We start from the raw sequence: 26,120 nt of genomic DNA, 5'->3' as shown, positions 1-26,120 counted from the left end.
ATCGACCTTTGAATGGGTTCATGTGCTTGCTCCTTCCACTAAACAATGGCATCAGTTTACCATCGCCAGATCTTTGCGACAGTGCCTATCTGAGAACACTGTTAGTCAGAAGCACGACTTCGGATTGCTTCGAGCCCAACCTGCTGTCCATAAGAAAGCTCCAGAGTATTGCCATCAGGGTCTGCGAAGAAAACGTAATAACCCACAGGTTCTCCGGCATCTTCAGGCTCTTTGCGTAACACGCCCTCAGCTCGGGCCATACCTGTTTTGCTGTCAATTTCTTCGCGGTCGGCACAGGCAACGCCCAGATGACCGAAATGACCCAACGGGGTATCAGTCACTTTGTCTGCCTGAACTAAAACCAGCGCAAATGGGCGGGTATGATCGCTTAGCCATGCAACTTTACGGGCATCTGGAACATCAGGTTCGCGCCGGTGGACAACAGACATACCGGCATAGCGCTCATAAAACGCAATACTTTTATCTAATTCTCTTACGACAAAAGCGACGTGCGTAAAACCAACGTCTATCTCTTTCATATCTCTGACTTACCTATTCAGAACCAAAAGCTTTATTCTAAAACCTGAAGTAAACTTCAGGTCAGGATATTAAACTTCCCGCTATCTACCAGATGTGAATGTCCGCTTTTCGCTCATAGCAGACATCCCCTTCATGCCAGAAGCTGATATGTTAATGTATATTGTACAAGCCAAATCAGATTATTGTTTATAAGTGACTTATTTGCGTACGCTATCTAAACAATGAGTCGTCCGGTTTAAACTCCCGGAAAGCATCATCGGCTGGCTGATAACCCAGCATTTCCCGTGTTTGAGATAGATCAAATCTCTTGAACCGGTTATTGGAAATTCCATAGCCGATAAAAAAGGTAATCTTTTCAGCTTCTATGGCACAGGTTATTAGATTTACCGCATCCTCAGGACTTAGCCAGGCGCTGTAGTCACGGGCGGTTTTAAGCGCATCCGCATTTTTATGTTCAAAAGCACCTATTCTGAGAGCTACACATGAGAGTCCGTGTTGAGTGGCATAAAAAGAGCACAGCGCCTCACCGTAACATTTAGTCACGCCATAAATATTTGCCGGGGATACCGCCATACCTGGATGTATCTGGACATCAACAGGATAACCTTCAATCGTCTGTGCACTGCTTGCAAACACAAAGCGTCTACAGGTTGTAGCTGCCGCAGCTTCCAAAAGCCATGTAACTGACAAAATGTTAGCGGGCAGTAATTTATCGAACGAAGAATCTGCATCGGGAATGCCTGCCAGATGTACTATTACATCCGGCTTTGATTCGGCTAACAGCTTTTTTGCCGCTCCTGGTATCGAGAGGTCTGTCTGAATGAACGTGTGCGGGGAACCGATCGTATAATCCGGCCTGTTCAGGTCTGTCAGGATAAAGTCATAGCTGTCGCACATTGCCCTGAAATAAGTACGTCCAATACGACCGCTGGCACCTGTAAGGAGTATCTTTGTTACTGCCATTGCATTGTGCTCCTGATTGACACTTCCAGAATAAGGTATGACGTATTGCCACTGTCTTGCATATAAAAAAGCATACTCTGCACTTCAGGCTCCCAGGTCTGGTGCCAGATGTGAGCATTTTAGATGGTTGCACGGAAGCTAATATCTGAAATCTTATGATACTTTTACGGGGAAATTCGCTTTTCCTCTTCAGCTTGTGACTCTGATCTCATGACTAAAATACTGCATCCGCCCCATTTCATCGCCTTTGTACCAGCATCAGAGGATACCCCATCAAAGAGACCATTTTCCTATATGCTGATTCCAGCCATTCCGCGGCTACGAAGAATGGCAGGCTGAACGCTGGTTAAAATGCGGAGGGAATATGAAAATATGTCTGCTTCTCGCTCATAGCAGACTATATGCCCGTACTATGTCTGCAAGTACCAGAAGTTGAGTTAGCAAATCTCGCGTCAACTAATGTGTGACCGGATTATGCTTAGGCTTTAAATGTATGTCTTGACCGGCCATCATTCACCTTAGTGCATAGCCATGCAGCCGTGCACAAATCATCAGGGGCGTTTTCAGTGTCTTGGACAGGGATCAGGCCCGCATACGCCAGAATCGTGCTGAGGACCTTTCAAAGGGGGGCAAAACTCTTATGTTAAAGCGATGCAGTGAGCCGCTTTATCAATGGACAAAAGCGTGTACGGAAAAGGCAATAAGCAGTATCCCGCCAGCAATGTTGACGTATTTTTTAAGCAATAAGGGAGCGGTTTTTTTTACTGAAACGACCAGCGTTCGGCTGACAACTAAAAGCCACACGCACATGACCACTATGTGTACTGATGCCAGCGTCAGATAGTTGCTGATGCCCCCCTCTTTTCCTGCGAACTGTGAAACAACTGTCAGGTAAAAAATGATGGCCTTAGGGTTTAAGACGTTAGCTATCCACGCCTCTCTCAGCGTTACCGAATGCTTTGTATCAGTAAGACCTCCATGGCTTGCCCTTATGCCGCTGCGAATGAGCATGGTTCCTAACCAGAGAAGATAAACGTTCCCTGAAATTTTCAACACAGCAAACGTTGCCGGAGAGGATATGATCACTGCGGTTATACCAAGCCCGATAAGAACGGCATGGGTGTATATGCCCAAAGCTGTCCCGGCAAGAGTTCTGAGCAGTCCCTTACGACCGCCAGCAATAGCACTGCTCATAACAAGAGTGAAGCTTGCTCCTGGTGACAGTGCTACAGGGAGAAGCGCTGGCATAAAGCCATGAAGGTTTATATCCATAGATTTAAGATAGTAAGTGACGCCTTGCTATGTTGCCAGTCGAAGCACTGCATAACAGGGATGTTAGGTCTAATGTGGCATAACATCTCCATCGCCATTATTTTGACGTCCGCTTTTCGCTCATAGCGGACATAGGTCTTGCGTTAGTCCGCTATGTGCCAGGAACGGACGTTAAGTTCGCTTAGGTATCCTGTATAACCGTAAGAGATGGACGATTATTAAAGCCGCCAACTGGCGGCTTTTGTGCAAAAAGGTAATTTAGCTGTATTCAATAATATCAAAACCTTCATCAGCTGTTGGCTCTTCGAAATAGCGCGTTATGGTTTCAAATTGTTGATCTGAGGCAGCAAATTCATGTCCTCCTTCTGCATTACGGGCGCGCAAGCGGGATTTACATACTTCATCAGATACTTTCAGATAATGCAGCCTGTTACTGGCACCTGACTCTTTAATGATGCTCATCATCCATTCACGATTTGTTTGTGTGTTTGCCGGAAAATCCAGAACTACGGATAAACCAGCTTTGAGTAGTGACACCAGATGAGGCTTCATAGCGTTTCTGAGTCTTGAGGAATACTGCACATAATCAGATATGGACAACATTTCATTGGCAAAGAGGGCGGCCAGCCAATGATCTTCACTGACAATTATGGTGCCGGGTAATGATCCCAACTTTGCTGACAATGTGGATTTGCCTGATGCAATTTTCCCACATAACAAGTGCAAAGAGGGTTTTTCTGACGTTGTTACTGTAGCGGTGTCCATTATTTACCTCACTGGATTGTTACCGGTAAGGCCCGCCTTACCGGCGGGAAAATGGCGAACGTTATCCCACCTGAGTCAGACAGGTGATAATAATCATTGAATGGAATTGGACAGAGTGTGCTTTCATTGTCATTCAAGTTAACAGGGCCTGAATGCAAAAACAGCAATTTTTTCACTTATACACCGAATGCCGCTCCTCGCTCATAGCGGATGTTACGCCCAAACCGGTCTGCTTTGTGCCAAAAGCGGACCTTCGTTAAGTAGAAACGGCGACTTTACGAGTTTATTGCAGACCGGTTTTTATTGTGATTGCGTGTTAAACCCGCCTGTAAGAAAAGATGCTTCAACCGCAAAAGAATGATTTGCAGGGTTGTTTGTATGTCGCGCTGCATCAGGTGTAATGTTAAAAGCTGGTAGCATCCTTACGCTGATTTAGAGGCCCTATGTTCGACTGGGAAGACCTACGCTATTTTTCAACTTTTGCGCAAACGGGTTCGCTTGCGTCAGCGGCAAAAAAACTGGGTGTGGATCATGCCACCGTTGCCAGGCGAATAGCTTCCCTTGAAGCCTCTGTGAATCTCCGTCTGGTAGACCGGAGGCCGCGCTCTTATATTCTGACCGAAGATGGCCGGCAGGTGGCCCGCTACGGTGAGAAGATGAGTGACTCTGCATACTCATTAGAGCGGTTTTCCGGGGCGGGACAGGGCGTAGTGGAAGGTGATGTAATTATCGCTGCACCTCATGTCTTCATGGGCAATCTTATTGCCCCGCACATTGGCAGCTTTTACAAACGGTATCCGCGTATTCGTTTAAGCCTGACGGGAACCAAAGAACGTCTCTCTCTTGCCCGTCGTGAAGCGGACATAACCCTTGGCCTGGTTCGTCCCGTCGAGTCAGCAGTAGTAACCAGACGGCTCGGCCAGGTAAATTTTACGCTTTACAGCAGTGCAGAGTATCTTGCATCAGAGCAGGAATTACGCGTTATCGCTTATGATGATTCAGTGGCAGATACGCCACAGCAGGCGTGGCTGAAAAAACATTGTGCAGGGTGCCCCGTCGTATTCTTCAGCAATGATCTGCGTATACAGGCTATAACAGCAGCCGGTCATGCTGGCATAGCCCTGCTGCCCGATTATCTCGCAAAAGAATATCATCTCGTTCCTGCCCGGCCCGACGGCCCCGTTCTTACTCAGGATATCTGGATGAGCGTACACAGGGATGTGCGCCATGCCAGTCACGTCTCACCCGTAATCGATTTTTTGAGCAGTTGTATTGAACCCGCCTATGGCTTGTGAATTTTTGCATAGCTGAGATGAAGCTATACTGAATATCGCACAAGCAGGCCTCAGACTATACTCGCCCCCGACTTCATATCGGATGGGCCTTAAACCCTTTTTTACCTAGCCTCATCCTTTATTTTTTTATTTTTAAGCCCATAAAGGAAATCCTCCATGACCAGTAATATCAGTGGAAAAGTGGTTGTCATCACGGGTGCCAGCAGCGGTATTGGCGAAGCCACAGCCCGCCAGTTAAGCGCAGCCGGGGCCAGTGTCGTGCTGGGCGCACGTCGCCTGGAAAAACTTAATGCCCTGGCTGAGGAAATCACCGCGACAGGAGGAAAGGTTGAGGTAGCGCAGACGGATGTGGCAAATCTTCATGACGTCGAAGCGTTGGTAAAAAAAGCGGTTGAGGTGTTTGGCCGGGTCGACGTACTTATTAATAACGCGGGCATCATGCCAAACTCGCGTCTTGATGAGCTGCAGGTTGATGACTGGAACCGGGCGATTGATATCAACCTGAAAGGGACGCTTTACGGTATCGCTGCTGCCCTTCCTTTTATGAAAGTGCAAAAAAGCGGACACATAATCAACGTGTCCTCGCTCTCTGGCCATCGCGTCCGTCCGACTACGGCGGTCTATTCCGCCACCAAGTTTGCTGTGAGGGCCCTGTCTGAAGGTCTGCGTATGGAAATGACGCCTTATAATATTCGCAGCACGATTATTTCTCCCGGGCCGGTCGATACCGACTTACCGTCCAGCGTGACGAATGCAGCGGTAGCAGAACAGGTCAGGATGATACATGAAATAGCGATCCCTGTAGAAACGCTTGCCAATACTATCGTATTTGCGATCGGCCAGCCGGAAACGGTCGACATTAATGAAATCGTTGTTCGGCCGACAGCCATGGAATAGCCCCACAGGCACACCGCAGCTCAAAAATGCCTGGTTTATTTTCCGGACCGGACAGTTAGGATTCAGAATAACCAGCCAGGCCGCAATCAGCCGTTAACGTCAGCGCCTGGCTAAGCACAAAATCGCAGTATTACCGGGCGTTAGCCCGGTTCATCCTTTATTCAGCCCTGCCCGGCATGGTGAGACTTAAACCACCTCGTCAAACTTGTGTCAGCCCACCATCCACACAAATTTCTGCTCCGGCTATATAGCTACTTTCATCACTCGCGAGAAATAATGCTACATTGGCAACTTCTTCAGGCCTGCCCATTCTTGCTAATGGAATGGCGCTGATTATCCCGTTGCGTAGCTCTTCAGAGGCTGCCTGCATCATCTCCGGATCAACAGGGCCGGAGGCAACAACATTAATTCGAATGCCCCGGTCGGAGAGTTCACGTGTCCATGTGCGGGCAAAAGAACGAAGCGCCGCTTTACTGGCGCCGTATACGCCATATCCCTGGGTGCCAGGGACATCGGCGACAGAACCTGTCAATACCACGCTGGCGCCTGTTTTCATCAGGGGAAGCGCGGCCTGGAGAGCAAACAACGGTACGCGCACGTTCAAACCGAAAGCAGTATCAAAATGCGCAGGGGTGGCTTCATCAAGGGGCGAGCAGCGTTGGCTAACCTTGCGATGGGCCGCCCGGTCTTGCGGGTTGTTGAAGGCTTTAAGGAGGTGAAAGCATCCGCTGCTTTCCGTTAAAGAGGATTAATCGCGCAGCAGCGTCAGCACGTTTTGCGCCTGCTGGTTGGCCATTTTCGTGACCGCGTTTTGCCCCTGATCTTTGATCTGCGCCATAGCCAGCTTGCTGGCTTCCTGCGCGTAGTCGGCGTCCTGAATGCGGCTCTGTGCCGCCTGCGTCGCGATACTCTGCTGTGACAGCACCGATTTATTTGACTCGTAGCGGTTGATCTTTGAGCCATAATCGGAACGGTAGCTGCTGACTTTATTCAATGCCGCATCCAGCGCGCCCATCGCCGTACGAATTGCACCATCGGTCAGCAGGCTGGTGTTGTCCAGACCCAGCGTTTTGGTATCGGACGGCGTCGGCCCCAGGGTATCCGACTGGATCGGCTGACCATAGTTGGCGCTGGTGATTACCTCTAAAGGCTGGCTCTGTTTCGGCGGCACCGCTGGCGTGGCGGTCGGCTGCGGCAACGAGCCCCACGTCAGGTTGCTGTTAAACGAGCCGTTGCCAACCACCACCACAATAAGATCTTCGCTGACGTTATCAATGCTGACCCGTTCCAGGGTGTTGCTGGTTACCGTGCCGTCGTTCGCCGCGCCCGTGGCCGCATCTTCATAGCGATCGCCGTCACCGCTATAGGTGATGCTCATCCCGTTGTAGCTGGAGGTTTCGCTGCCGTTCAACGCCCAGGCCGGGCCGCCTTCATTCAGATCTGAAGCGTCGTAGCTGGCGCCGCTGCTGAAACCGTTACCGACGCTCATCAGCTTGCTGGTCGCGGAGGCGGCATCGGTAACGCCTTTACTGGCCCAGGTAAAGTCGGGCGTGCCGCCTTCGATCGGCGTGCCGGCCAGATGCTTGCCGTCGCGCGTGAACAGCTGCACATCGTCATCCATGCTCAAGGAATCGACGGTAATGGAAATATTCGTTGTGCCGGCCGGAATATACGCCAGCGAGATCACTCCGGAGTTAAAGGAGTAGTTTTGTCCGGCTATCGGGAATTTAGTGCCGATAGGCGCAACGTTGCCCAACAGCACCGGCGGCAGCTCCGGCTTATCGGTCGCCAAAGGAAACTGTCCAAAAATTTCCGTGCCGCTGGCGATGCCGTTGATGCTTGCCAGCAGCTGCTGGTATTCCGCGTTATAGCTCTGGCGGTCGGACACTGACATAGTGCCGTTGGCCGCTCGTACCGCAAGGCTTTTTGCCTTGATCAGCATATCGCCGATATTGCCCAGCGCGCTTTCCGCCGTCTGTGCATAGCTGATAGCATCGTTAAGGCCGCGCGTTACCACGCTGTCGGCGTTGACGTTCGCCTGCATACGGTTGGCGATAGCCTGCCCCGCCGCGTCGTCGCGCGCGCCATTAATGCGTAAACCAGAGGAAAGCCGCTCAATAGATTGCGCCAGCAGCGAGCTGTTCGCCGCTCGGGCATTGCCCGTGGCCAGCGCAGTTTCATTGTTGTAAATCGTTAACATTATCACTCTGCACAATTATTGAGGTAGTGAAGTTATCGGCTGCGGCCAGAACGGCTTTAGACGGCGCGATTAATCTTTACACAACCCAAATAAATCTCGCCCTTCCCCACCACAGGCCAACATGATGCACGATCGGATAAGTTATTTTTCACTCATTAATAACTTATGACGCGCTCAACCGCGCCGTTTTAGCTCGTCGGGTCGCGTCAGGCGACGGCAGAAACGTGATAATCCTCTGTTTTTGGTAAATTAGCGTGCATAAACCACGCATAATATTGCTTAACTTTGCTGCGGTAAGAGAAGTATCCGGCTGTTACGTAGAGGTTATTAATAGGGCTTATTGCGCAACTCTTAATCTTAATACAGAGCAATATGTTTAACATTTATGTAAAAAAAGCAGTTTATAGCAGGCGCGGGCTTTTCAAATGTAATAAACACTAATAAAACTGCACTTAACCTTATTTGAAAAAAGGCTTGCCTGACAGCACGCAATCGGCGAAATTAACCGCCGATTTTCCGAATTTATAACTATGCGGCTAAAGCCCGTCCTGATGAAAACCGACTTAATTTTCGCTTCAAATCAGGCGATTGACTCCAGAGGTATCCGTGTCAACTGCAAACAAACATCCTGAGAACACCAGCCTCAACGCGTTTAAACAGCCCCGCTCCTTTTATTTAATTTTTTCGATTGAGCTTTGGGAACGCTTTGGTTACTACGGCCTACAGGGCATCATGGCGGTTTATCTCGTCAAGATGCTGGGCATGTCCGAAGAGCAGTCTATTACGCTGTTCGCCTCTTTCAGCGCGCTGGTCTACGGCCTGATCGCCGTTGGCGGCTGGCTGGGCGATAAGGTACTCGGCACCAAACGCGTTATCGTGCTGGGCACGCTGGTACTGGCGCTGGGCTACGCGCTGGTGGCCTGGTCAGGCCATGACGTCAGCATGGTCTATATCGGCATGGCAACGATTGCCGTCGGTAACGGCCTGTTTAAAGCGAACCCCTCTTCGCTGCTCTCTACCTGTTATGAAAAAGACGATCCCCGCCTGGACGGCGCCTTCACCATGTATTACATGGCGATCAATATCGGCTCCTTTTTCTCCATGCTGGCCACGCCCTGGCTGGCCGCGCACTATGGCTGGAACGTCGCCTTCTCGCTCTCTTTTGTCGGGATGCTGATAACCCTGGTGAACTTTATGATTTGCCGCCGCTGGGTTAAAGATCACGGCTCCCGGCCTGACTTCCAGCCGTTGCAGACAGGCAAGCTGCTGGCGACGATAGTGGGTATCGCGGTGCTAATCGTCATTGCGACCTGGATGCTGCACAATCAGGGCGTCGCGCGTCTGCTGCTGGCGGTGGTCGCTATCGGCATCGCGCTGCTGTTCGCTAAAGAAACTTTTGCCTTACAGGGCGCGCCACGCCGTAAGATGATCGTCGCGTTTCTGCTGATGGTGGAAGCCATCGTGTTTTTCGTGCTCTATATGCAGATGCCAACCTCGCTGAACTTCTTTGCCATCCGCAACGTCGAGCACAGCATCCTGGGCCTGACCTTCCAGCCCGAGCAGTATCAGGCGCTGAATCCTTTCTGGATCATGATTTTCAGCCCGCTGCTGGCGGCAATCTATAACAAAATGGGCGATCGCCTGCCGATGCCGCACAAGTTTGCGCTGGGCATGGTGCTTTGCTCCATCGCTTTCCTCGTGCTGCCGCTGGGCGCGAAATTCGCCAGCGATCTGGGTATTGTGTCGGTGGGCTGGCTGATCCTGAGCTATGCGCTGCAAAGCGTGGGCGAGCTGATGATCTCCGGGCTGGGCCTGGCGATGGTCGCCCAGCTGGTGCCGCAGCGCCTGATGGGCTTTATTATGGGCTCCTGGTTCCTGACCACGGCGGGCGCCGCTATGGTAGCCGGTAAAGTTGCTAACATGATGGCGGTGCCGGAAAACATCACCGATCCGCTGCAGTCGCTGCACGTTTATGGCGACGTCTTTTTGCAGATCGGCATCGTAACCGGCGTTATTGCTGTTCTGATGCTGCTGACCGCGCCTAAACTGAACCGTATGACGCAGAACTGATATTAACTTAGTGCTGAAAAGGGTGACGTAGCGTCACCCTTTTTTATTGACCGCCAACGTTGAGGCGGCAACCTCCACTGCCAGTCCGGCGGCGGGCAGCAGCTGGCGAAAGCGAACTATTTTTTCTGACGCGTTCGCCAGGCAACGTCTCCTTCCTCCTTTTATGGCCAGACAAGTTCCGCCGTTCCCTGAATATGCAGCGCCGCGCCAGAGGTTCGCCGGAGTGCAACAGGGTTACGCTTCTTGTGGATGCGGCAGCGGCGGCAGCGCAATAAATCCCGGCAGCGCCTCGACGTTTTGCAGCCATTGACGAATAGCTGGATAGTCGCGCAGTGAAATGCCGCCTTCCGGCGCGCAGGCCACATAGGCATAGCAGGCCAAATCGGCAAGCGTCGCGCTGTCGCCCACCAGCCAGCTTTTGCCGCCTAAATGTGCCTCCATCTGCGGTAAAAATTTACGCGCTGTCGCGACCGCCGAGTCATAATTTTCCGGCGTGCCGAACTGTTTAATCAGCCGCGCCGAGGCAACCCCGTAGCGAATTTCGCCTGCGGCTTTGCCCAGCCATTGCTGCACCTGAGCTTGCTGATGCAGATCCTGCGGCAGCCACTGGCTGTGCGGCGCATAGCGTTTTACCAACCAGATCAGTATCGCGTTGCTGTCGGTAATGACGTGCTCGCCATCCACCAGCACCGGCACCTGTCCCAGCGGGTTCAGTGCCAGAAAAGCGGCGCTTTTTCTGACATCGGCACCAGCCTCTTTCAGGGTGGCCGGCAGGTTCAGCATAGCCAGCAGCAGCCGGACGCGATGCGCGTGCCCCGAAAGTTCCGTTCCATAAAGCGTTAAGGCAGTCATGACGTTTCTCCTTTGTTTATTCCAGCATACTCTTGCTGAAAACGGCGTAAACCAGCAAAGATAGCAATTCATAATTTCATAAAATGAAACAGCGATGGATAAACTTGATGAGCTGTCAGTCTTTGCCGCCGTGTCTGGACGCCTGACAACAGGCGCTTTACCGCCGCTGGCTTGCAGGAGCGCGTCCGTATCATGCCCAGGCTAACCGTTAAAGAGGTGGAAACGCAGTCGATCGCCGCCCGCGTGCGGGCACTCCGGGAGCTGGCTCGCGCCGCGCTGCCCGGGCTTGCCTGATTTCAGACCAATTAGCCGCGCCACCCTGAAAAAGAGATCGATTAAGCCAGCCGCGTACGCAAAGCCGCTGACTTTTTAAGCAGACGGCACTAAGCTAAGAACATCTTTTCCTCTGAGTCAGGGAGTACGCCATGAAACTGTTCTTTAAGCCCGGTGCCTGTTCGCTTTCGCCGCATATCGTGATGCTGGAAACGGGCCTGGATTTCACGCTGGTCAGGGTCGATACCGCTGCCGGGATCACCGAGCAACAGGAAGATTACCGTCGCATAAACCCGAAAGGAAAAGTCCCCGCGCTGCAGTTTGACGACGGCACCGTACTGACCGAAGGCGTAGCGATTGTCCAGTATCTGGCGGATCTGAAGCCCGACCGGCAGCTGCTGGCGCCGACCGGCACGCTGGCGCGCTACCAGACGCTGGAATGGCTGAGCTTTATCTCATCGGAGCTGCATAAAGGCTTTTCGCCGCTGTTCAGCGACGCCGCGCCGGACGACTACAAGGCCGTATTGCGCCAGCAGCTGGAGGAAAAGTTCGCCTGGATCGACGGCGAGCTGAAAGACAAACAGTGGCTGTCGGGCCTGCATTTCAGCGCCGCTGATGCCTATCTGTTTACCGTAATGCGCTGGGCGAAATTGCTGAAGCTGAATATAGCCAGCCTGTCGGCGCTGGAAGGCTGGTTTCAGCGCGTTGCGGCACGACCATCGGTAATTGAGGCTTTAGAGGCGGAAGGACTGAGCTGAGGGCCTGCGGATGAGCCAGCGCATAAGGTGTTAAACCGCGTAGCGGCAATGCCTTATACTCTGCGGCTATTACATCTGGAGGTACTATGAGTTCCGTAATTGATATCCTTACCGCCCATAAAAGCGAGCGCAGCTTTACCGATCGTCCGATTGATGACGCTATCCTCGATCGTCTTGTTGCGTCCGCCTACCGTGCGCCAACCTCGGTGAACTCACAGCAGGTGTCGCTGGTTATTACGCGCAATCCTGAAGCTCGCGGCAAGATTTCCGCTATTGCCGGCGGCCAGCCGTGGATTGCCAAAGCGCCGCTGTTTATCACCTTTGTGCTGGATATGCATAAAAGCCAGCAGGCGATGGCGGCCATCGATAAAGAGCAGATTGCCCAGCAGAGTATTGAAAGCGTGGTGTCCGGCGCGACCGACGTCGGCATTGCGCTGGGCGCCGTGATGACGGCAGCGCGGGCTGAAGGCCTGGGCATTGTGCCGATTGGCGGCATCCGTCGCGATCCGCAGGCGATGATTGAGCTGCTGCATCTTCCCGATCTGACTTTCCCTGTAGTCGGGCTGGCGCTTGGCTATGTGGACGAGCCGGCGCATCAGAAACCCCGCCTGCCGCTGAGCACTTTCCGTCACGAAGAGCGCTACAGTACCGAAGGCCTGCAGGAAAACATCGCGGCGTATAACCAGGAAATGGTGCAGCACTGGCAGAATATCGGCCGCCAGGACGGCGAAAGCTGGAGCGAGAGCGTTTCCGGCTACTATCAAAATATCTATTTCCCGGACGTGCTGTCCGCGCTGCTTAAGCAGGGCTTCGGCAACGAGAAATAATGAGGTGCCGGGCTGCTTTCAGCCCGGCAATATCAAAGTTTTACCGCATCAAAATGCTGCTGGGGATTGGCAATACTGTCCTGAGCCGCCACCAGCTGAAGCTCGTACTCACCCATCTCATGGGTTTTCAGCATCACTTCATAGACCGCCGCCGTAATGTGCTCCAACGCCTCCTTTAGCCCCAGACCATGCAGCAGATCCACCAGCAGCAGCCCGCTGGTCAGATCGCCGACGCCTACCGGCTGACGCACGCCAAAATCCACCAGCGGACGGCTGATATGCCAGGCCTCATCCGCCGTAACCAGCAGCATTTCAAAGCGATCGCTGCGCTGGCCTGCCCGCGCCAGATGCTTCACCAGCACGATTTTCGGCCCTTTGGCGATCAGCTCGCGCGCGGTGGCGATAGCCTGCTCCACGCTGTTGACCTCATGACCGCTGAGCAGCTCCAGCTCCAGCAGGTTCGGCGCAATAATATCGCTGGCGGGCAGCGCGCTACGGGCATGAAACTCCGCGACGCCGGGCGCGACGATGCAGCCCTTTTCAGGATGACCCATCACCGGATCGCAGAAGTACCAGGCGTCGGGATTAGCCGCTTTCACCTGACGAACGATTTCGAGGATCTGCTCGCCCTGCTCTGCGGAGCCAAGATAGCCGCTGAGCACGGCATCACAGGTTTTCAGCCGGTCAATAGCCGCAATGCCGCTGACGATATCGGTCAGGTGGCTGGCAGGCATGACCACGCCGGTCCACTGGCCGTACTGGGTATGATTAGAAAACTGTACGGTATTCAGGGGCCAAACGTTTGCGCCCATGCGGCGCATGGGGAATTCCGAGGCGCTGTTGCCGGCATGGCCGAAAACGGTGTGCGACTGAACGGAAAGAATGTTTTTCATGGAAACCTTGCCGGAAAAAAGGGACGGATGCTTAAAAGCGGGCTGGCGCGCCCGAGCTTCAGGACGCGCCTTTGTCTGTTCACGCCTGAAGCATTATTTCCAGACGATCAGACAGTAGTTCTTTTTACCACGGCGCAGCAGCGTAAAGCGATTAAACAGGCGATCTGCCGGTACAAAGGCGTATTCCGCGCTGAGCTGTACGTCACCGTTGATACTTACCGCTTTCGATTCGATCAGCTTACGCGCCTGGCCGCGAGACGGCGCCAGATCGCCATCGACCATTGCCTGCTGCAGATCCTGACCCGACTCCAGCTCGACAAACGGCATCCCGTCCTGCGCCAGCTGCTCAAAGTCCGCTTCGGTCATTTCCGCCAGGCTGCCGGAAAAGAGGCTTTTGGTAATACGCTGTGCGGCGGTCAGACCTTCTTCGCCGTGCACCAGCTTCGTGACCTGCTCCGCCAGCACATACTGGGCGCGAGGCGCTTTGCCGCTGTTTTTGTCCTCTTCTTCCAGCGCATTGATTTCTTCAATGCTCATAAAGGTAAAGAACTTCAGGAAGCGGTATACGTCGGCGTCCGCGGTATTGATCCAGAACTGGTAGAATTTGTACGGGCTGGTTTTCTTCGCGTCCAGCCAGACCGCGCCACCTTCGGTTTTACCGAACTTAGTGCCGTCGGACTTGGTGATCAGCGGGACGGTCAGGCCAAACACCTGATTCTGATGCAGACGACGAGTCAGATCGATACCGGAGGTGATGTTGCCCCACTGGTCGGAGCCGCCAATCTGCAACGCCACGCCGTAGCGCTCGTTCAGGCAGGCGAAGTCGTAGCCCTGCAGCAGATTGTAGGAAAACTCGGTAAAGGAGATGCCCTGGTCGTCACGGTTCAGGCGCTGCTTCACCGCTTCTTTATTAATCATCTGATTAACGGAGAAGTGCTTGCCGATATCGCGCAGAAAAGTCAGCACGTTCATGCTGCCGAACCAGTCGTAGTTATTGGCCGCTACGGCGCTGTTGTCGCCGCAGTCGAAGTTCAGGAAAGGCGCGACCTGACCGCGGATCTTTTCCACCCATTCGTTAACGGTATCCGCGGTGTTCAGCTTGCGCTCGGCCGCCTTAAAGCTCGGATCGCCGATCAGGCCGGTCGCGCCGCCCACCAGCGCCACCGGGCGGTGGCCGGCATCCTGGAAGCGCTTCAGGCAGAGAAGCGGGACCAGATGGCCCAAATGCAAGCTGTCCGCGGTCGGATCGAAGCCGCAATAGAGCGCGATTGGCCCTTGCGCCAGCCGCTCTGCTAACGCTTCCTCATCCGTTACCTGGGCGACCAGGCCACGCTCTTGCAATTGTTTAATCAGGTTACTGCTGCCCATCTGTGACTCCGTGTAAAAAAAGTCTGCACCTTTGCTGGTACACAGCTTTCCGCTGGCTAGCGGATGAAAAAAAGGGGTATAGAATAAAGCGCCGACGGGCTCTGTGCCAGCGCTTAACGGATTATTTCGCGCAATCAGGGCGCCAGGCGATCGATTTTCCACGCCTCGCTGTCGCGCTGGTAGAAAAAGCGGTCATGCAGACGATGTTCGCCGCCCTGCCAGAACTCCATTGAGTCTATGGTAATACGGTAGCCGCCCCAAAAGCTCGGCAGCGGCACCTCGCCCTGCTGGAATTTTTGCTTCAGTTCCAGGAACTTGCCTTCCAGCACGCCGCGCGCGGAAATACGGCTCGACTGTTTCGATACCCATGCGCCTATCTGGCTTTCGCGCGGGCGGCTGTGGAAATACTTTATCACGTCGATCGTTGACAGTTTTTCAACACGGCCCAGCACCATCACCTGACGCTCCAGCATATGCCACGGAAACAGCAGGCTGATGCGCGGGTTTTTTTCCAGATGCTGTGCTTTGCGGCTGCCCAGATTGGTATAAAACACCATGCCACGCGTATCAAAATGTTTCAGCAGCACGATGCGCTGGTAAGGCTGCCCGTGCTCGTCCACGGTCGCCACGCTCATGGCAGTAGGATCCGGCAGCTGCGCGGCAACCGCCTGGCTTAGCCACTGTTCAAACAGCACCAGCGGGTCGTCAGGCAGATCCTTGCGGCGCAGGCCGCCACGAGTATATTCACGGCGCAGATGAGCAATCTGCTGTAGGCTGTCATCATTCATGGGATTTTCCGCTATCAGAGTCGAGGCATTGTGCGCCTCATCACAATCAATTTCAACGAGTTAACGGTTTTCGAGCCGGCAGTCGTCGATGATGATTTTGCCGTTGCGCTCCACAAAAGCGCCGTCGCCTTTTGACCAAAAAACGTAGTGTTCATCGGCATAGCGCGTGCCGGAAGCCGCGGGCTGCTGCTTCAGCGTCAGCGGGTTGCCATCCAGAATAAGGTTTACTTCCTCACGATCGTTATCCAGCAGCACCGACAGCGGCAGCGTGCCGCAGCGATAGTGCAGCCTGCTGATTTTTTCAGGCGGCTGATGTAGACATCCGCTCAGCAGCAGCGCGGCCATCAGCAATAAACATTTTTTCATCTTTGCTCCATTCAGATAACTCAGCGGCAGCGCTGAACATTAGCAGGAAAGATTGCACCGATCACGGAGGCTTCGCGCGCGCCGGTCACGGAAGGCAGATTGCCCGGCTGCGATGAGAGCGTACGGCAGGCCAGCCATGCGAAAGCCAGCGCTTCCATATCGTCACCGCGAATGCCGACCTCATCGGTGGCGTTGACTTCAATGCCCGGCAGCAGCGCTTTCAGCCGCGCCATCAGCAGCGGATTTTTTCCGCCGCCGCCGCACACCAGCAGCCGCTCGCAGCCGCCGCTCAGCATCACCTGCTGCGCAATAGTGGAGGCAGTCAGCTCGACCAGCGTGGTCTGCACGTCCTGCGGCAACAGACCAGGGAAGTTAACCAGCTGCCGGTCGATCCAGGCCGGATTGAAATATTCTCTGCCGGTGGACTTGGGCGCGGCCAGCGCAAACCAGGGATCCGCCAGCATTTGCTGCAATAAAGGATACACTACCTGGCCGCTGCTGCCCCAGGCGCCGTCCCGATCGTAAGGCTGCCCCTGGTGACGCCAGATCCACGCGTCCAGCAGCATATTGCCCGGCCCGGTATCGTAGCCGCCCACCGGCTGGCCGGGGAGCAGCAGCGAGAGATTGGCAATGCCGCCGATGTTCAGCACCATCCGCCGCTCTTCAGGATGCATCAACACCGCCTGATGAAAAGCGGGCACCAGCGGCGCGCCCTGGCCGCCTAACGCCATATCCCGCCGGCGAAAATCCCCCACCACCGTGATGCCGGTCAGCGCGGCTATCTGGTTATTGTCACCGATTTGTAGCGTATTAGGCGCGTCGCCCAGCGGCTCGTGCCAGACGGTCTGCCCGTGGCAGCCGATGGCAGCGATATCCTCTTTCTCCAGCCCTTCGCGCTCGATCAGCGCCTGTACCGCTTCGGCAAACAGTCGGCCCAGCCGCGTATCCAGCTGCCCCAGCCGGGAAAGCGTCAGCGGCTGCCCCTGGCTGACCGCCAGGATCTCCTGGCGCAGCGCCAGCGGCATGGGATGGCAGTAGCTGGCCTGCTGCGCCACCATCTGCGGGTCAATTGCCGCCAGCACCACGTCCACGCCGTCCAGACTGGTTCCTGACATCACGCCTATATAACGTCCCGATCTCATCAAAGTCCCTTACCCGCTGTGGGAATATCAAACCTGGGTACAGCGTCGCAAAAACGGTGCAGCAATTCTATGATTAACTGTGCATTTTTACATGATGACAGACTTTTTACCGCGCTTTCCGCGCCGCCATTGATTTCAGGTTTACCCGTACTGCGCTATGCTTAAAGCAATTTTTTGACGTAACCACACAGCAGGCATTGCCTGTACCGTATAATTAGGTTATTGATCGCTGCGCAATTGACTGCAGCACATGGAAAAGAAAGGAGTTTGATGATGTTGAAGCGCATGATGATCGTAGCACTGACCGGTGTGACTTTAGCAGGCTGCGCCAATGACAGCTCGCTTTCCGGCGACGTTTACACCGCCTCGGAAGCGAAACAGGTGCAGAGCGTTACTTACGGCACGCTGGTTGGCGTCCGTCCCGTTCAGATCCAGGGTGGCGACGACAACAATGTTATCGGCGCGCTTGGCGGCGCGGTGCTCGGCGGCTTCCTGGGCAATACCGTTGGCGGCGGCACGGGCCGTAGCCTGGCAACGGCGGCAGGCGCAATTGCCGGCGGCGTAGCGGGCCAGGGCGTTCAGGGATCGATGAACAAGACCCAGGGCGTGGAGCTGGAGATCCGTAAGGATGACGGCAACACCATTATGGTTGTGCAGAAACAGGGTAACAGCCGTTTCGCTGTAGGACAGCGCGTTGCGCTGGCTTCCAACGGCAGCCAGATCACCGTTTCACCACGCTAAGCGAGGAACCGGCAATCGCCGGTTCTTTTATTCGCGGTTTTGCAGATCCAGAATATTCTTTTCCAGCCTGGCGATTAACGTTACCAGCTTGTCGATCTCCTGCTGAGAGATACCAGCCAAAATATCATCCCGCGTGGCGTCAATAACATGCTCGACTTCGCTAATGATTGGCGCCGCTTCCTCGGTCAGCTTGATGCGCTTGGCGCGGCGATCGCTGGCGCAGGTAGTGCGGGTGATTAGCCCTTTCTCTTCCAGCTGATCCAGCGTGCGCACCAGCGAAGGCTGTTCAATGCCGATGGCTTTGGCCAGCTGGATCTGCGACTGCTCCGGCGGCAGCTGATGAATATTGTGCAGCGTGACCCAGTGCGTCTGCGTCAGCTCCAGGGGTTTCAGGCGCTGGTCGATCAGCGATCGCCAGATGCGCACCAGTCTTGCGAGATCCGTTCCTAATGGGGTATCCAATTTCCTCTCCTTATAATTAGCCTGCTAGCTATCAAGCCTCATTCCAGGCTATTCTGCGAGTTTACAGGACAGAATACAAATATCATTCACATTAAGCGTAATGCCAATCTGCAGCTATGCTGTGACCTGGGTAACAAGGAGTGCTTTAAGTGAACAATGCTTTTACAGCGGCTTTTTCGCCGCTAACCGACCTGGTTTTCGGCGCGTCGCTCTATTTTCCACCGCTGTTTAAAGCCGTGCTGGCCGGGTTTTTCCTCTGGCTGCTGATCCATCCCGTGCTGCGCGGCTGGATCTATTCCGGCGAGATTTGGCATCCCACCCTGCTCGACCTTTCCCTGTTTATTCTCTGCGTCAGCGCTTCGCTGTGGCTACTGATGGCATTCGTATGAAATTCAACTCGCTAAAATATTTTTCAACGCTGATCTTCTTCGCCGCCGCGCTTTGTGCAGGCTGGTGGCTATGGAATTTTTATATGCAGTCACCGTGGACGCGTGACGGTAAGGTGCGCGCCGAGCTGGTTAATATCACGCCGCAGGTTTCCGGACGTATTGAAACGCTACTGGTAAAAGATAACCAGTTCGTGACCAAAGGCACGCCGCTGCTGACGCTGGATGCCGGGCCTTATCGCATCGCGGTGCTGAACGCCGAGGCGCAGCTGACGAAGGCGCAGGCCGATCTGCTGAAGGCTCAGCATGAGTCGCGGCGGCGTCAGAGCCTGCCGCGCAACGCGATCTCCGCAGAAGATTTGGATGCGGCCGAGCTGAACGCGAAGTCGCTGGCGGCGGCGGCAAAGGCCGCTCAGGCGCAGCTGGAGCAGGCGCGCTGGAACCTGGCCCAGACGCAAATCGCCGCGCCAACCGACGGCTGGATCAGCAATCTGGTGGTGCGGCCCGGTAACTATGCCACCGGCGGAACGCCGGTCTTCGCGCTGGTCGACAGCCATTCTTTTTATGTGATGGGCTATTTTGAAGAGACCAAGCTGCGTCATATTCGTGACGGCTATCGCGCGACCGTGCGGCTTTACAGCGATAACCGCGTGCTGCATGGCGAGGTCGAAAGCATTGGCCGCGCTATTTACGATCAAAGCGTGGAAAGCGACAGCGCACTCATTCCCGATATCAAACCGAACGTGCCCTGGGTGCGCCTTGCGCAGCGCGTGCCGGTGCGTATTCGTCTGACTGCATGGCCGAAAGATTTGCCGCTGGTAGCGGGCACCACCTGCACTATCACCGTTGCGCCATGAATTGGCAGTGGCTGGAGTGGCAAAATCTGCCGTGGATCAAAGCGACCCGAGGCCAGTGGCGCTACGCGTTGCGCAATGCTCTCGCGATGTGTCTGGCGCTGAGCATCGCCTATGCGCTGGCGCTGGACGAGCCTTACTGGGCGATGACTTCCGCCGCCGTGGTGAGTTTTCCGACCGTCGGCGGCGTAATCAGTAAAAGCCTGGGCAGGATTGCGGGCAGCCTGCTGGGCGCGGGCGCGGCGCTGCTGATCGCCGGCTATACGCTGAACGAGCCCTGGCTGTTTGCGCTGGCTATCGCGGGCTGGCTGGCGCTCTGCACCTGGATCCAGAACCATTATCAAAATAACGTTGCCTATGCATTTTCCCTGGCGGGCTACACCGCCGCCATTATTGTGTTTACCACGGTTAATATTACGGAAATCGGCGATCTGTGGGAGATTACCCAGGCGCGCGTTTGCGAAGTGATTACCGGCATCCTGTGCGGCGGCCTGATGATGATGATCCTGCCCAGCACGTCGGACGGCGAGACGTTGATTAACTCGCTAAAAGAGATGCATTTTCGCCTGCTGGATCATGGACGACTGCTGCTGCAACGTGAAAGCACCGACAACGTGCGTAGCGCGCATGAAAACGTTATTGGGCAGATCCTCACGCTTAATCTGCTGCGTATCCAGGCGTTCTGGAGCCACTATCGCTTTCGTCGGCAAAACAATGTGCTGAACTATATCCTGCATCAGCAGCTGCGCCTCACCAGCGTGATCTCCAGCCTGCGCCGAATGCTGCTGAACTGGCCCGACGCGCCGGAAAGCCTCTATACCGTTGTGCAGCAGCTGCTGGATGAGTTGGCGAGCGCCGACTGCGATAAATATCGTCTGGCGCGACTGCTCGCCAGCGCCGCGCCGCAGGATCAAAGCGACTATCGCTATCAGGCTTTCTGGCATCGTCTGCGCTATTTCTGCTGGCTGTGGCTGAATATCCGCCGCTGGCTGCGGCTGTTTGAACAGGCCGACGACGATACCCGCCTCGCGCCGCCCGCCGCCCCGGCGCTCGCCAGACACAGCGACAGCGCGGAAGCCAGCTGGAGCGCACTGCGCACCTTTAGCGTGATCGTGTTGGGCTGCGCCTTTACCATCGCCACCCAGTGGGATGCGGGCTCGGCAGCGTTAACGCTGGCCGCCATCAGCTGTGTGCTCTACTCCTCCGTGCCTTCGCCCGTCAGCAGCGTGTCGCTGCTGTTGAAAACGCTGCTGCTGCTTTCCGTGTTCAGCTTTATCATCAAGTTCGGCCTGATGGTGCAAATCAGCGTGCTGTGGCAATTCTTGCTGCTGCTGTTTCCGCTGCTGGTCACGCTACAGCTTTTCAAGGTGCAGCAGAAAAAGCGCGCCGCGCTGTGGGGCCAGCTGATTGTGTTCGGCGGCTCGTTTCTTGCCGTTACCAATCCGCCCACCTATGACTATCAGAGCTTTATTAACAATAATATCGCCAAGGTGTGCGGCGTGCTGCTCGCCTGGCTGGCTTTCCTTGTTTTGCGGCCCAGTTCAGACAAGCGCCGCAGTCGCCGCCATATCCGGGCGCTGCGCCGCGAGTTTCTCGATCAGCTCAGCCGCAGGCCGCACCTTAGCCAGAGCCGCTTTGAGTCGCTGATTTACTATCGGGTTAACCAGCTGAACGCCAGCCGTGACGAGCCGGCCAGGCTGTGGCTGCTGCGCTGGGGCGTGGTGCTGCTGAACTGTTCGCACATTGTCTGGCAGCTGCGCGACTGGCAGTGTGATTCACCCGCGCTGCTGGCGGTGCGGGACGCCATGCTGAGCAACCTGCATCGTATTATCAGCGGTAAAGGCGTACAGCAGCGCGCGCTGGAAGAGACGCTCAAGGAACTGCAGGAAAGTCTGGCTCTGCTGGCGGCGGGAAAAACAAAAAGCGAAACGGAACTGGCGGGTATTACCTGGCGACTCTACTGCTCGCTTTCACAGCTGCAGCAGGCTGCGACATTGACATAACGCCGACTTTTTCATTTATACTGGGCCACGCTTACATGGAGTTTAATGAATGAGGGATTATGATGAAAAAAATTTTTGCAGCCGTTCTTCTGCTGGCCTGTTCTCTGCCGGCTTATGCTCATGCGGCAAAAACGGTCACGGTTAAAGAGGCGAAAACGCTGCGCGACGATACTCGCGTGGTGCTGACAGGTAAAATCACCGGACATGCAGGCGACGACGATCTTTACTGGCTGCAGGACAGCACCGGAAAAATCCGCATCGACATTGATGATGACGAGTGGGAAGACAATCACATAGCGATTGGCAAAACCGTGCGCGTGGTCGGCGACGTGGATAAAAACGACGGGCATACCGAAATCGAAGTCGATCATATTAACGTGGCGCATTAGGCAATAAACCTGCCGCCGCGACGGGCGGCGGCGGTTCGGTTAGATCACGCCGCAGGCGAAACGGCCACCTCCGCCACCCAGCGGGGCAGGATGATCGGCATGGTTATCGCCGCCGGCATGCACCATCAGCGCTTTGCCTTTAATATCCGACAGTTTTTTAATGCGCGGCGCCAGCACCGGATAGGTCGCCGTCCCGTCGGCTGCGACATAAAGCGCCGGTAAATCACCCAGGTGGCCGTCCTGCCACGGCCCCAGATGCTTGCCGGTTTTTTGCGGATCGAGATGACCGCCCGCCGCGCCTGCGGCTACCGCTTTCCCGTCGGTAGTTTTGGGATCGCAGCTGCCGTTGGCGTGCACATGGAAACCGTGAACACCCGGCGGCAAGGCTTTCAGCTGCGGCGTAAAGCTCAGGCCATAGGCCGTTTCTTCTATCGTTACCTGACCGATACTGTCGCCCGCGCCCTGCGGCGTGGCGAGTTTAATCTCGACTTTTTCGCTGGCGGCCTGGGCCAGGCCACAAAAGGCCAGCGATACCATAAGCAGGTTTATACGTCTCATTACACTTCCTCACATTTTGCCGGGGAAGCTATAAGCCTGGACGCTATTTGCAGAACTGCATAAGAATCTGTCTACTAAAACAAAGAGGGCTGTTCCGGTTCATCCGGCTCGGCGGGCTTACCGGCGCGCAACAGTCGCTGCCGCCGCAAACGGCAAAGCCGCAGCACCTCGCGTTTTTGCGCATCGCTGAACTTCATCCAGTTGAAACGCTCCTCGCGGCTACGCAGGCAGCCACGGCAGTAGCCGCGATCGTCGCTCTGACAGATCCCCCGGCACGGGCTGGGAACGGGGAAGAATTCCAGTTGTTCGGCCAACGTCGCTCCTTATGCAGGGAAAAGTTAAATGTAATATTAATGTTAGTCTTTTAAGATTGTTTAGCGTCAGTTAATGTTTAATTTTGCTAATAAAGCTATGCTCATTCACCGTTTACTGCTGATGAACCTATATGAAGCTGACTGCCTTACGCTGCAATGAAATCAGTTTTAACTTTTATGCTGCCTTGTTTTTTACGCTAATTCCAAACGCGCTGTTCTTTTTTCACGCGTGGGAGCGAATTCCTTATAGCGAGCTGAAGGATTATTTTTTTGCTGCCACCATGCCGCTGGTGCTGTTCTGTGGCTTTCTGTTTATTTTCAGCGTGGCTGCCCTGCCGTGGATCAGAAAACCCCTGTTAATTTTTCTGGCTATCGTCAGCGCGGCGGCCAATTATTTTATTTACAGCTTTGGCACCGTTATTGATACCAATATGGTTCAAAACGTGTTTGAAACGGATCTGCAGGAAGCGACCGCCCTGTTCAGCCTGCGCTATATCCTCTGGCTGATCCTGCTGGGCTTGCTACCCGCGCTGCTTATTTGGCGGGTCAGGATTGTCACGCGGCGTCCCTGGTGGATGAATATCGCTTTTCGCACCGGCACGGCCCTGGCGGCGCTGCTGGCGATCCTGCTGGTTGCCGCGCTGTTTTATAAAGATTACGCCTCGCTTATCCGTAACAATAAAGGCCTGGTGAAAATGATTACGCCGGTCAACGTCGTCAGCGGCATTGGCCACTATATTGATAATCGCTGGTTTGACGGCGATCGCACGCTGATTAGTATCGGCAAGGATGCACGCAAAGGCCCGCAGATTTTAGCGCAGCAGAAAAAAACGCTGGTGGTATTTGTGCTGGGCGAAACGGCACGGGCGGAAAATTTTTCGCTCGGCGGCTACGCTCGCGAGACCAACCCTGAACTAAAAAAAGATAACGTCATCTATTATCCCAACGCCACATCGTGCGGAACGGAAACAGCCATTTCCGTGCCCTGTATGTTTTCTAATATGCCGCGCGAACATTACGATGCCAGTCTGGCGCGCCATCAGGAAGGGCTGCTGGACGTAATGGCCCATGCGGGCGTCAGCGTACTATGGCGGGAAAACGACGGTGGTTGTAAAGGCGCCTGTGATCGCGTGCCGCATAGCGACATGACGCGCTGGCAGCTGAAAAACTTTTGCCGTGACGATTACTGCCTTGACGACGTGCTGCTGTGGCGGCTGGATCGCTATCTGGACAGCATGAAAAACGATACGGTAGTAGTGCTGCATCAGATGGGCAGCCACGGCCCGGCTTACTACCGGCGCTATCCGGCCGACAAGCGGCACTTTACCCCGACCTGCGACAGTAACCAGATCCAGGACTGTGACAGCCAGGCGCTGGTCAATACCTATGACAATACGCTCGTCTATACCGATTCAATGCTGGGTGACACTATCGGCCTGCTCAAAACCTACAGCAGCCGCTACAACGTCGCGCTGATTTATCTTTCCGATCACGGCGAATCGCTGGGTGAACGCGGGATGTATCTGCACGGCGCGCCTTATCTGATTGCCCCCACGCAGCAAACGCATATTCCCTTTCTGCTGTGGCTTTCTGACGGCTACACCAGCGCCTTTGGCATCAACAGCACCTGTCTGCGGCAGGCTTCCGGCGCGGCGGTTTCGCAGGACAACGTTTTCCATACGCTGCTGGGAATGATGAATATTGAAACCAAAGAATATCAGCCCGCGCTGGATATGATCCGATCGTGCCGTACCGTTGCGGGTAGCGGCGATTTCTCTACTACGCTCAATAGTCACTGAAAATTTTGGCTTTGCCACCGCCGTATCGGCGGTTGGCAGCCGGTGTACCAGGAGCGATAAATGCAGCTGAAAAAACTTTTTACCCCTTTAAAACTCGGCGCGATTGTCGTGCCCAACCGCATCTTTATGGCGCCGCTGACGCGCCTGCGCAGCATCGAACCGGGCGATATTCCTACGCCGCTGATGGGTGAATATTATCGCCAGCGCGCCAGCGCCGGGCTGGTGATCACCGAAGCCACGCAGATCTCCTTCCAGGCAAAAGGCTATGCCGGCGCGCCCGGCCTGCATACCGCCGAGCAGATCGCCGCGTGGAAAGCGATTAACGCCGGCATCCATCAGGAAGGCGGCCACAGTTCGGTACAGCTGTGGCATACCGGACGAATTTCCCACAGCAGCCTGCAACCGGAAGGTAAAGCGCCCGTTTCGGCTTCCGCCATCAATGCCGAAACCCGTACCTCTCTGCGCGATGGCCAGGGCCGGACGATCCGTGAAGCGACCTCCACGCCGCGCGAACTGCGTCTGGATGAGATTGACGACGTGATCAACGATTTCCGTCAGGCCACGATCAACGCGCGCGAAGCGGATTTTGACCTGGTGGAGCTGCATTCCGCGCATGGTTATCTGATGCATCAGTTTATTTCGCCCGCGTCTAACCAGCGCACGGATGCCTACGGCGGCAGCGTGGAAAATCGCACGCGCTTTGCGCTGGAAGTGGTGGATGCGGCCATTGACGGCTGGCGCGCCGACCGGATCGGCATTCGTATTTCGCCGCTCGGGCCGTTTAACGGTCTGGATAACGGCGAAGATCAGGAAGCCGCCGCGCTTTACTATATCGGCGAGCTGGCAAAGCGCAATCTGGCCTATCTGCATATTTCAGAACCGGACTGGGCGGGCGGCAAGCCTTACAGCGATGCTTTCCGCGAGGCGATCCGCGCAGCCTATCCCGGTGTGATTGTCGGTGCAGGCGGTTACAGCGCCGGGAAAGCGGAAGCGCTGATTGAACAAGGCCTGATTGATGCCGTAGCCTTTGGCCGCGACTATATCGCCAATCCGGATCTGGTCGAGCGCCTGCGGCAGAACGCGCCGCTGAACGAGCAACGCCCGGAACTCTTTTACGGCGGCGGCGCGGAAGGCTATACGGACTATCCGTTCCTGTAAGCACCTGCGGGTTTTATCGCCGTCCGACGCCCGACGGCACGAGAAAGCACGCATTTCCTGGTTTCTGCCAGGCTATAGCTGCTATTCTCTTACGCGGGTAAAACGGCCTGAAGGCCGTTTACCGCCGGGAATTCCTGCTGGTTCCCGTAACGGCAGGAATTCAGGCTATGCTTGTTATCGGATGATA

26 protein-coding genes and 1 pseudogene are annotated in these 26,120 nt (G+C 55.0%); 12 read left to right on the top strand and 15 right to left on the bottom strand.

All coding sequences use genetic code 11. The features are described 5' to 3' along the window. Positions 1-101: 101 nt before the first annotated feature. From EGK14_RS14590 to EGK14_RS14575, 4 genes are all read right to left on the bottom strand, one after another. Positions 102-539, bottom strand: a complete 438-nt coding sequence (locus EGK14_RS14590; protein WP_125289813.1) for a VOC family protein — start codon at positions 537-539, stop codon at positions 102-104. 211 nt (positions 540-750) lie between these two features. After that, positions 751-1,503, bottom strand: coding sequence for an NAD(P)-dependent oxidoreductase (locus EGK14_RS14585; RefSeq protein WP_125289812.1), 753 nt, complete (start codon positions 1,501-1,503; stop codon positions 751-753). A 669-nt stretch (positions 1,504-2,172) separates the two neighbouring features. After that, positions 2,173-2,775, bottom strand: coding sequence for a LysE family translocator (locus EGK14_RS14580; protein WP_125289811.1), 603 nt, complete (start codon positions 2,773-2,775; stop codon positions 2,173-2,175). Positions 2,776-3,033: 258 nt separating this feature from the next. After that, positions 3,034-3,540, bottom strand: coding sequence for an ATP-binding protein (locus EGK14_RS14575; RefSeq protein ID WP_125289810.1), 507 nt, complete (start codon positions 3,538-3,540; stop codon positions 3,034-3,036). Between the two features lie 443 nt (positions 3,541-3,983). Between EGK14_RS14575 and EGK14_RS14570 the strand changes: the two genes are divergently transcribed. Then, on the top strand, positions 3,984-4,835 hold the full coding sequence (locus EGK14_RS14570; RefSeq protein ID WP_125289809.1) for a LysR family transcriptional regulator: 852 nt from the start codon (positions 3,984-3,986) through the stop codon (positions 4,833-4,835). A 156-nt stretch (positions 4,836-4,991) separates the two neighbouring features. Further along, a complete protein-coding gene (locus EGK14_RS14565; RefSeq protein WP_125289808.1) occupies positions 4,992-5,732 on the top strand; it encodes an SDR family oxidoreductase in 741 nt (246 codons plus the stop codon). 199 nt (positions 5,733-5,931) lie between these two features. Here the strand turns inward: EGK14_RS14565 and EGK14_RS14560 are convergent. Both EGK14_RS14560 and EGK14_RS14555 read right to left on the bottom strand, forming a co-directional pair. Continuing rightward, positions 5,932-6,375 (bottom strand): annotated as a pseudogene (locus EGK14_RS14560) (SDR family oxidoreductase); the annotation flags it as partial. 105 nt (positions 6,376-6,480) lie between these two features. Continuing rightward, entirely contained in the window at positions 6,481-7,932 is a 1,452-nt protein-coding gene (locus EGK14_RS14555; RefSeq protein WP_125289807.1) for a flagellin, read from the bottom strand. A gap of 606 nt (positions 7,933-8,538) precedes the next feature. On the opposite strand from EGK14_RS14555, the gene dtpA reads away from it, so the two are divergent. Then, entirely contained in the window at positions 8,539-10,002 is a 1,464-nt protein-coding gene (dtpA, locus tag EGK14_RS14550) for a dipeptide/tripeptide permease DtpA (RefSeq protein ID WP_125289806.1), read from the top strand. Positions 10,003-10,236: 234 nt separating this feature from the next. On the opposite strand, the gene EGK14_RS14545 is transcribed toward dtpA, so the two are convergent. Continuing rightward, the gene (locus EGK14_RS14545) at positions 10,237-10,854 is read right to left on the bottom strand and encodes a glutathione S-transferase family protein (protein ID WP_125289805.1); all 618 of its coding nucleotides are present in this window, start codon (positions 10,852-10,854) and stop codon (positions 10,237-10,239) included. Positions 10,855-11,279: 425 nt separating this feature from the next. Here EGK14_RS14545 and gstA point away from each other — a divergent pair, with 425 nt between their 5' ends. Together gstA and EGK14_RS14535 are read left to right on the top strand one after the other, a co-directional pair. After that, entirely contained in the window at positions 11,280-11,885 is a 606-nt protein-coding gene (gstA, locus tag EGK14_RS14540) for a glutathione transferase GstA (protein ID WP_125289804.1), read from the top strand. A gap of 86 nt (positions 11,886-11,971) precedes the next feature. Then, a complete protein-coding gene (locus tag EGK14_RS14535) occupies positions 11,972-12,712 on the top strand; it encodes an NADPH-dependent oxidoreductase (RefSeq protein ID WP_125289803.1) in 741 nt (246 codons plus the stop codon). Positions 12,713-12,744: 32 nt separating this feature from the next. Here the strand turns inward: EGK14_RS14535 and pdxY are convergent, their stop codons facing one another. From pdxY to anmK, 5 genes are all read right to left on the bottom strand, one after another. Further along, entirely contained in the window at positions 12,745-13,605 is an 861-nt protein-coding gene (gene pdxY, locus EGK14_RS14530; RefSeq protein WP_125289802.1) for a pyridoxal kinase PdxY, read from the bottom strand. A 93-nt stretch (positions 13,606-13,698) separates the two neighbouring features. Then, the gene (gene tyrS, locus EGK14_RS14525) at positions 13,699-14,973 is read right to left on the bottom strand and encodes a tyrosine--tRNA ligase (RefSeq protein ID WP_125289801.1); all 1,275 of its coding nucleotides are present in this window, start codon (positions 14,971-14,973) and stop codon (positions 13,699-13,701) included. 134 nt (positions 14,974-15,107) lie between these two features. Continuing rightward, a complete protein-coding gene (gene pdxH, locus EGK14_RS14520; protein WP_125289800.1) occupies positions 15,108-15,761 on the bottom strand; it encodes a pyridoxamine 5'-phosphate oxidase in 654 nt (217 codons plus the stop codon). A gap of 60 nt (positions 15,762-15,821) precedes the next feature. Further along, a complete protein-coding gene (locus tag EGK14_RS14515) occupies positions 15,822-16,127 on the bottom strand; it encodes an MliC family protein (protein WP_125289799.1) in 306 nt (101 codons plus the stop codon). 20 nt (positions 16,128-16,147) lie between these two features. Further along, the gene (gene anmK, locus EGK14_RS14510) at positions 16,148-17,269 is read right to left on the bottom strand and encodes an anhydro-N-acetylmuramic acid kinase (protein WP_125289798.1); all 1,122 of its coding nucleotides are present in this window, start codon (positions 17,267-17,269) and stop codon (positions 16,148-16,150) included. Positions 17,270-17,542: 273 nt separating this feature from the next. Between anmK and slyB the strand changes: the two genes are divergently transcribed. Further along, complete coding sequence (slyB, locus tag EGK14_RS14505; RefSeq protein ID WP_125289827.1) at positions 17,543-18,010, top strand: outer membrane lipoprotein SlyB; 468 nt, start codon at positions 17,543-17,545, stop codon at positions 18,008-18,010. Positions 18,011-18,037: 27 nt separating this feature from the next. On the opposite strand, the gene slyA is transcribed toward slyB, so the two are convergent. Beyond that, on the bottom strand, positions 18,038-18,472 hold the full coding sequence (slyA, locus tag EGK14_RS14500; protein ID WP_125289797.1) for a transcriptional regulator SlyA: 435 nt from the start codon (positions 18,470-18,472) through the stop codon (positions 18,038-18,040). A gap of 149 nt (positions 18,473-18,621) precedes the next feature. On the opposite strand from slyA, the gene EGK14_RS14495 reads away from it, so the two are divergent. Genes EGK14_RS14495 through EGK14_RS14480 form a run of 4 tightly spaced genes read left to right on the top strand, consistent with a single transcriptional unit; the run spans position 18,622 to position 22,104 of the window. Next, positions 18,622-18,861: a DUF1656 domain-containing protein gene (locus EGK14_RS14495; RefSeq protein ID WP_125289796.1), complete on the top strand. Its 240-nt coding sequence runs from the start codon at positions 18,622-18,624 to the stop codon at positions 18,859-18,861. Then, entirely contained in the window at positions 18,858-19,715 is an 858-nt protein-coding gene (locus EGK14_RS14490) for an HlyD family secretion protein (protein WP_125289795.1), read from the top strand. Before EGK14_RS14495 ends, EGK14_RS14490 begins: the two co-directional genes overlap by 4 nt. Further along, positions 19,712-21,715: an FUSC family protein gene (locus EGK14_RS14485; protein ID WP_125289794.1), complete on the top strand. Its 2,004-nt coding sequence runs from the start codon at positions 19,712-19,714 to the stop codon at positions 21,713-21,715. The genes EGK14_RS14490 and EGK14_RS14485 overlap by 4 nt, the downstream gene beginning before the upstream one ends. A 59-nt stretch (positions 21,716-21,774) precedes the next feature. Then, positions 21,775-22,104 carry a NirD/YgiW/YdeI family stress tolerance protein gene (locus EGK14_RS14480; RefSeq protein ID WP_233598505.1) on the top strand — a complete coding sequence of 110 codons (330 nt, stop codon included), beginning with the start codon at positions 21,775-21,777 and terminating at the stop codon, positions 22,102-22,104. A gap of 39 nt (positions 22,105-22,143) precedes the next feature. Here EGK14_RS14480 and sodC read toward each other — a convergent pair whose 3' ends face one another. Continuing rightward, entirely contained in the window at positions 22,144-22,662 is a 519-nt protein-coding gene (gene sodC / locus EGK14_RS14475; RefSeq protein WP_125289793.1) for a superoxide dismutase family protein, read from the bottom strand. 74 nt (positions 22,663-22,736) lie between these two features. Beyond that, positions 22,737-22,976 carry a DUF1289 domain-containing protein gene (locus EGK14_RS14470; protein ID WP_125289792.1) on the bottom strand — a complete coding sequence of 80 codons (240 nt, stop codon included), beginning with the start codon at positions 22,974-22,976 and terminating at the stop codon, positions 22,737-22,739. A gap of 131 nt (positions 22,977-23,107) precedes the next feature. Between EGK14_RS14470 and eptA the strand changes: the two genes are divergently transcribed. After that, positions 23,108-24,775, top strand: a complete 1,668-nt coding sequence (gene eptA / locus EGK14_RS14465; RefSeq protein ID WP_125289791.1) for a phosphoethanolamine transferase EptA — start codon at positions 23,108-23,110, stop codon at positions 24,773-24,775. Between the two features lie 60 nt (positions 24,776-24,835). Further along, the gene (locus EGK14_RS14460) at positions 24,836-25,933 is read left to right on the top strand and encodes an alkene reductase (protein WP_125289790.1); all 1,098 of its coding nucleotides are present in this window, start codon (positions 24,836-24,838) and stop codon (positions 25,931-25,933) included. Positions 25,934-26,120 lie beyond the last annotated feature (187 nt).

This window comes from Erwinia sp. 198, assembly GCF_003937915.1.
Classification (GTDB): domain Bacteria; phylum Pseudomonadota; class Gammaproteobacteria; order Enterobacterales; family Enterobacteriaceae; genus Erwinia; species Erwinia aeris.
This window is presented reverse-complemented; position numbering and strand designations above follow the sequence as displayed.

Bases quoted from the DNA above. Each gene is read 5' to 3' on its own strand.
- EGK14_RS14590 (WP_125289813.1), bottom strand. From the start codon at position 539: ATGAAAGAGATAGACGTTGGTTTTACGCACGTCGCTTTTGTCGTAAGA.
- EGK14_RS14585 (WP_125289812.1), bottom strand. From the start codon at position 1,503: ATGGCAGTAACAAAGATACTCCTTACAGGTGCCAGCGGTCGTATTGGA.
- EGK14_RS14580 (WP_125289811.1), bottom strand. From the start codon at position 2,775: ATGGATATAAACCTTCATGGCTTTATGCCAGCGCTTCTCCCTGTAGCA.
- EGK14_RS14575 (WP_125289810.1), bottom strand. From the start codon at position 3,540: ATGGACACCGCTACAGTAACAACGTCAGAAAAACCCTCTTTGCACTTG.
- EGK14_RS14570 (WP_125289809.1), top strand. From the start codon at position 3,984: ATGTTCGACTGGGAAGACCTACGCTATTTTTCAACTTTTGCGCAAACG.
- EGK14_RS14565 (WP_125289808.1), top strand. From the start codon at position 4,992: ATGACCAGTAATATCAGTGGAAAAGTGGTTGTCATCACGGGTGCCAGC.
- EGK14_RS14555 (WP_125289807.1), bottom strand. From the start codon at position 7,932: ATGTTAACGATTTACAACAATGAAACTGCGCTGGCCACGGGCAATGCC.
- EGK14_RS14545 (WP_125289805.1), bottom strand. From the start codon at position 10,854: ATGACTGCCTTAACGCTTTATGGAACGGAACTTTCGGGGCACGCGCAT.
- gstA (WP_125289804.1), top strand. From the start codon at position 11,280: ATGAAACTGTTCTTTAAGCCCGGTGCCTGTTCGCTTTCGCCGCATATC.
- EGK14_RS14535 (WP_125289803.1), top strand. From the start codon at position 11,972: ATGAGTTCCGTAATTGATATCCTTACCGCCCATAAAAGCGAGCGCAGC.
- pdxY (WP_125289802.1), bottom strand. From the start codon at position 13,605: ATGAAAAACATTCTTTCCGTTCAGTCGCACACCGTTTTCGGCCATGCC.
- tyrS (WP_125289801.1), bottom strand. From the start codon at position 14,973: ATGGGCAGCAGTAACCTGATTAAACAATTGCAAGAGCGTGGCCTGGTC.
- pdxH (WP_125289800.1), bottom strand. From the start codon at position 15,761: ATGAATGATGACAGCCTACAGCAGATTGCTCATCTGCGCCGTGAATAT.
- EGK14_RS14515 (WP_125289799.1), bottom strand. From the start codon at position 16,127: ATGAAAAAATGTTTATTGCTGATGGCCGCGCTGCTGCTGAGCGGATGT.
- anmK (WP_125289798.1), bottom strand. From the start codon at position 17,269: ATGAGATCGGGACGTTATATAGGCGTGATGTCAGGAACCAGTCTGGAC.
- slyB (WP_125289827.1), top strand. From the start codon at position 17,543: ATGTTGAAGCGCATGATGATCGTAGCACTGACCGGTGTGACTTTAGCA.
- EGK14_RS14490 (WP_125289795.1), top strand. From the start codon at position 18,858: ATGAAATTCAACTCGCTAAAATATTTTTCAACGCTGATCTTCTTCGCC.
- EGK14_RS14485 (WP_125289794.1), top strand. From the start codon at position 19,712: ATGAATTGGCAGTGGCTGGAGTGGCAAAATCTGCCGTGGATCAAAGCG.
- EGK14_RS14480 (WP_233598505.1), top strand. From the start codon at position 21,775: ATGATGAAAAAAATTTTTGCAGCCGTTCTTCTGCTGGCCTGTTCTCTG.
- sodC (WP_125289793.1), bottom strand. From the start codon at position 22,662: ATGAGACGTATAAACCTGCTTATGGTATCGCTGGCCTTTTGTGGCCTG.
- eptA (WP_125289791.1), top strand. From the start codon at position 23,108: ATGAAGCTGACTGCCTTACGCTGCAATGAAATCAGTTTTAACTTTTAT.
- EGK14_RS14460 (WP_125289790.1), top strand. From the start codon at position 24,836: ATGCAGCTGAAAAAACTTTTTACCCCTTTAAAACTCGGCGCGATTGTC.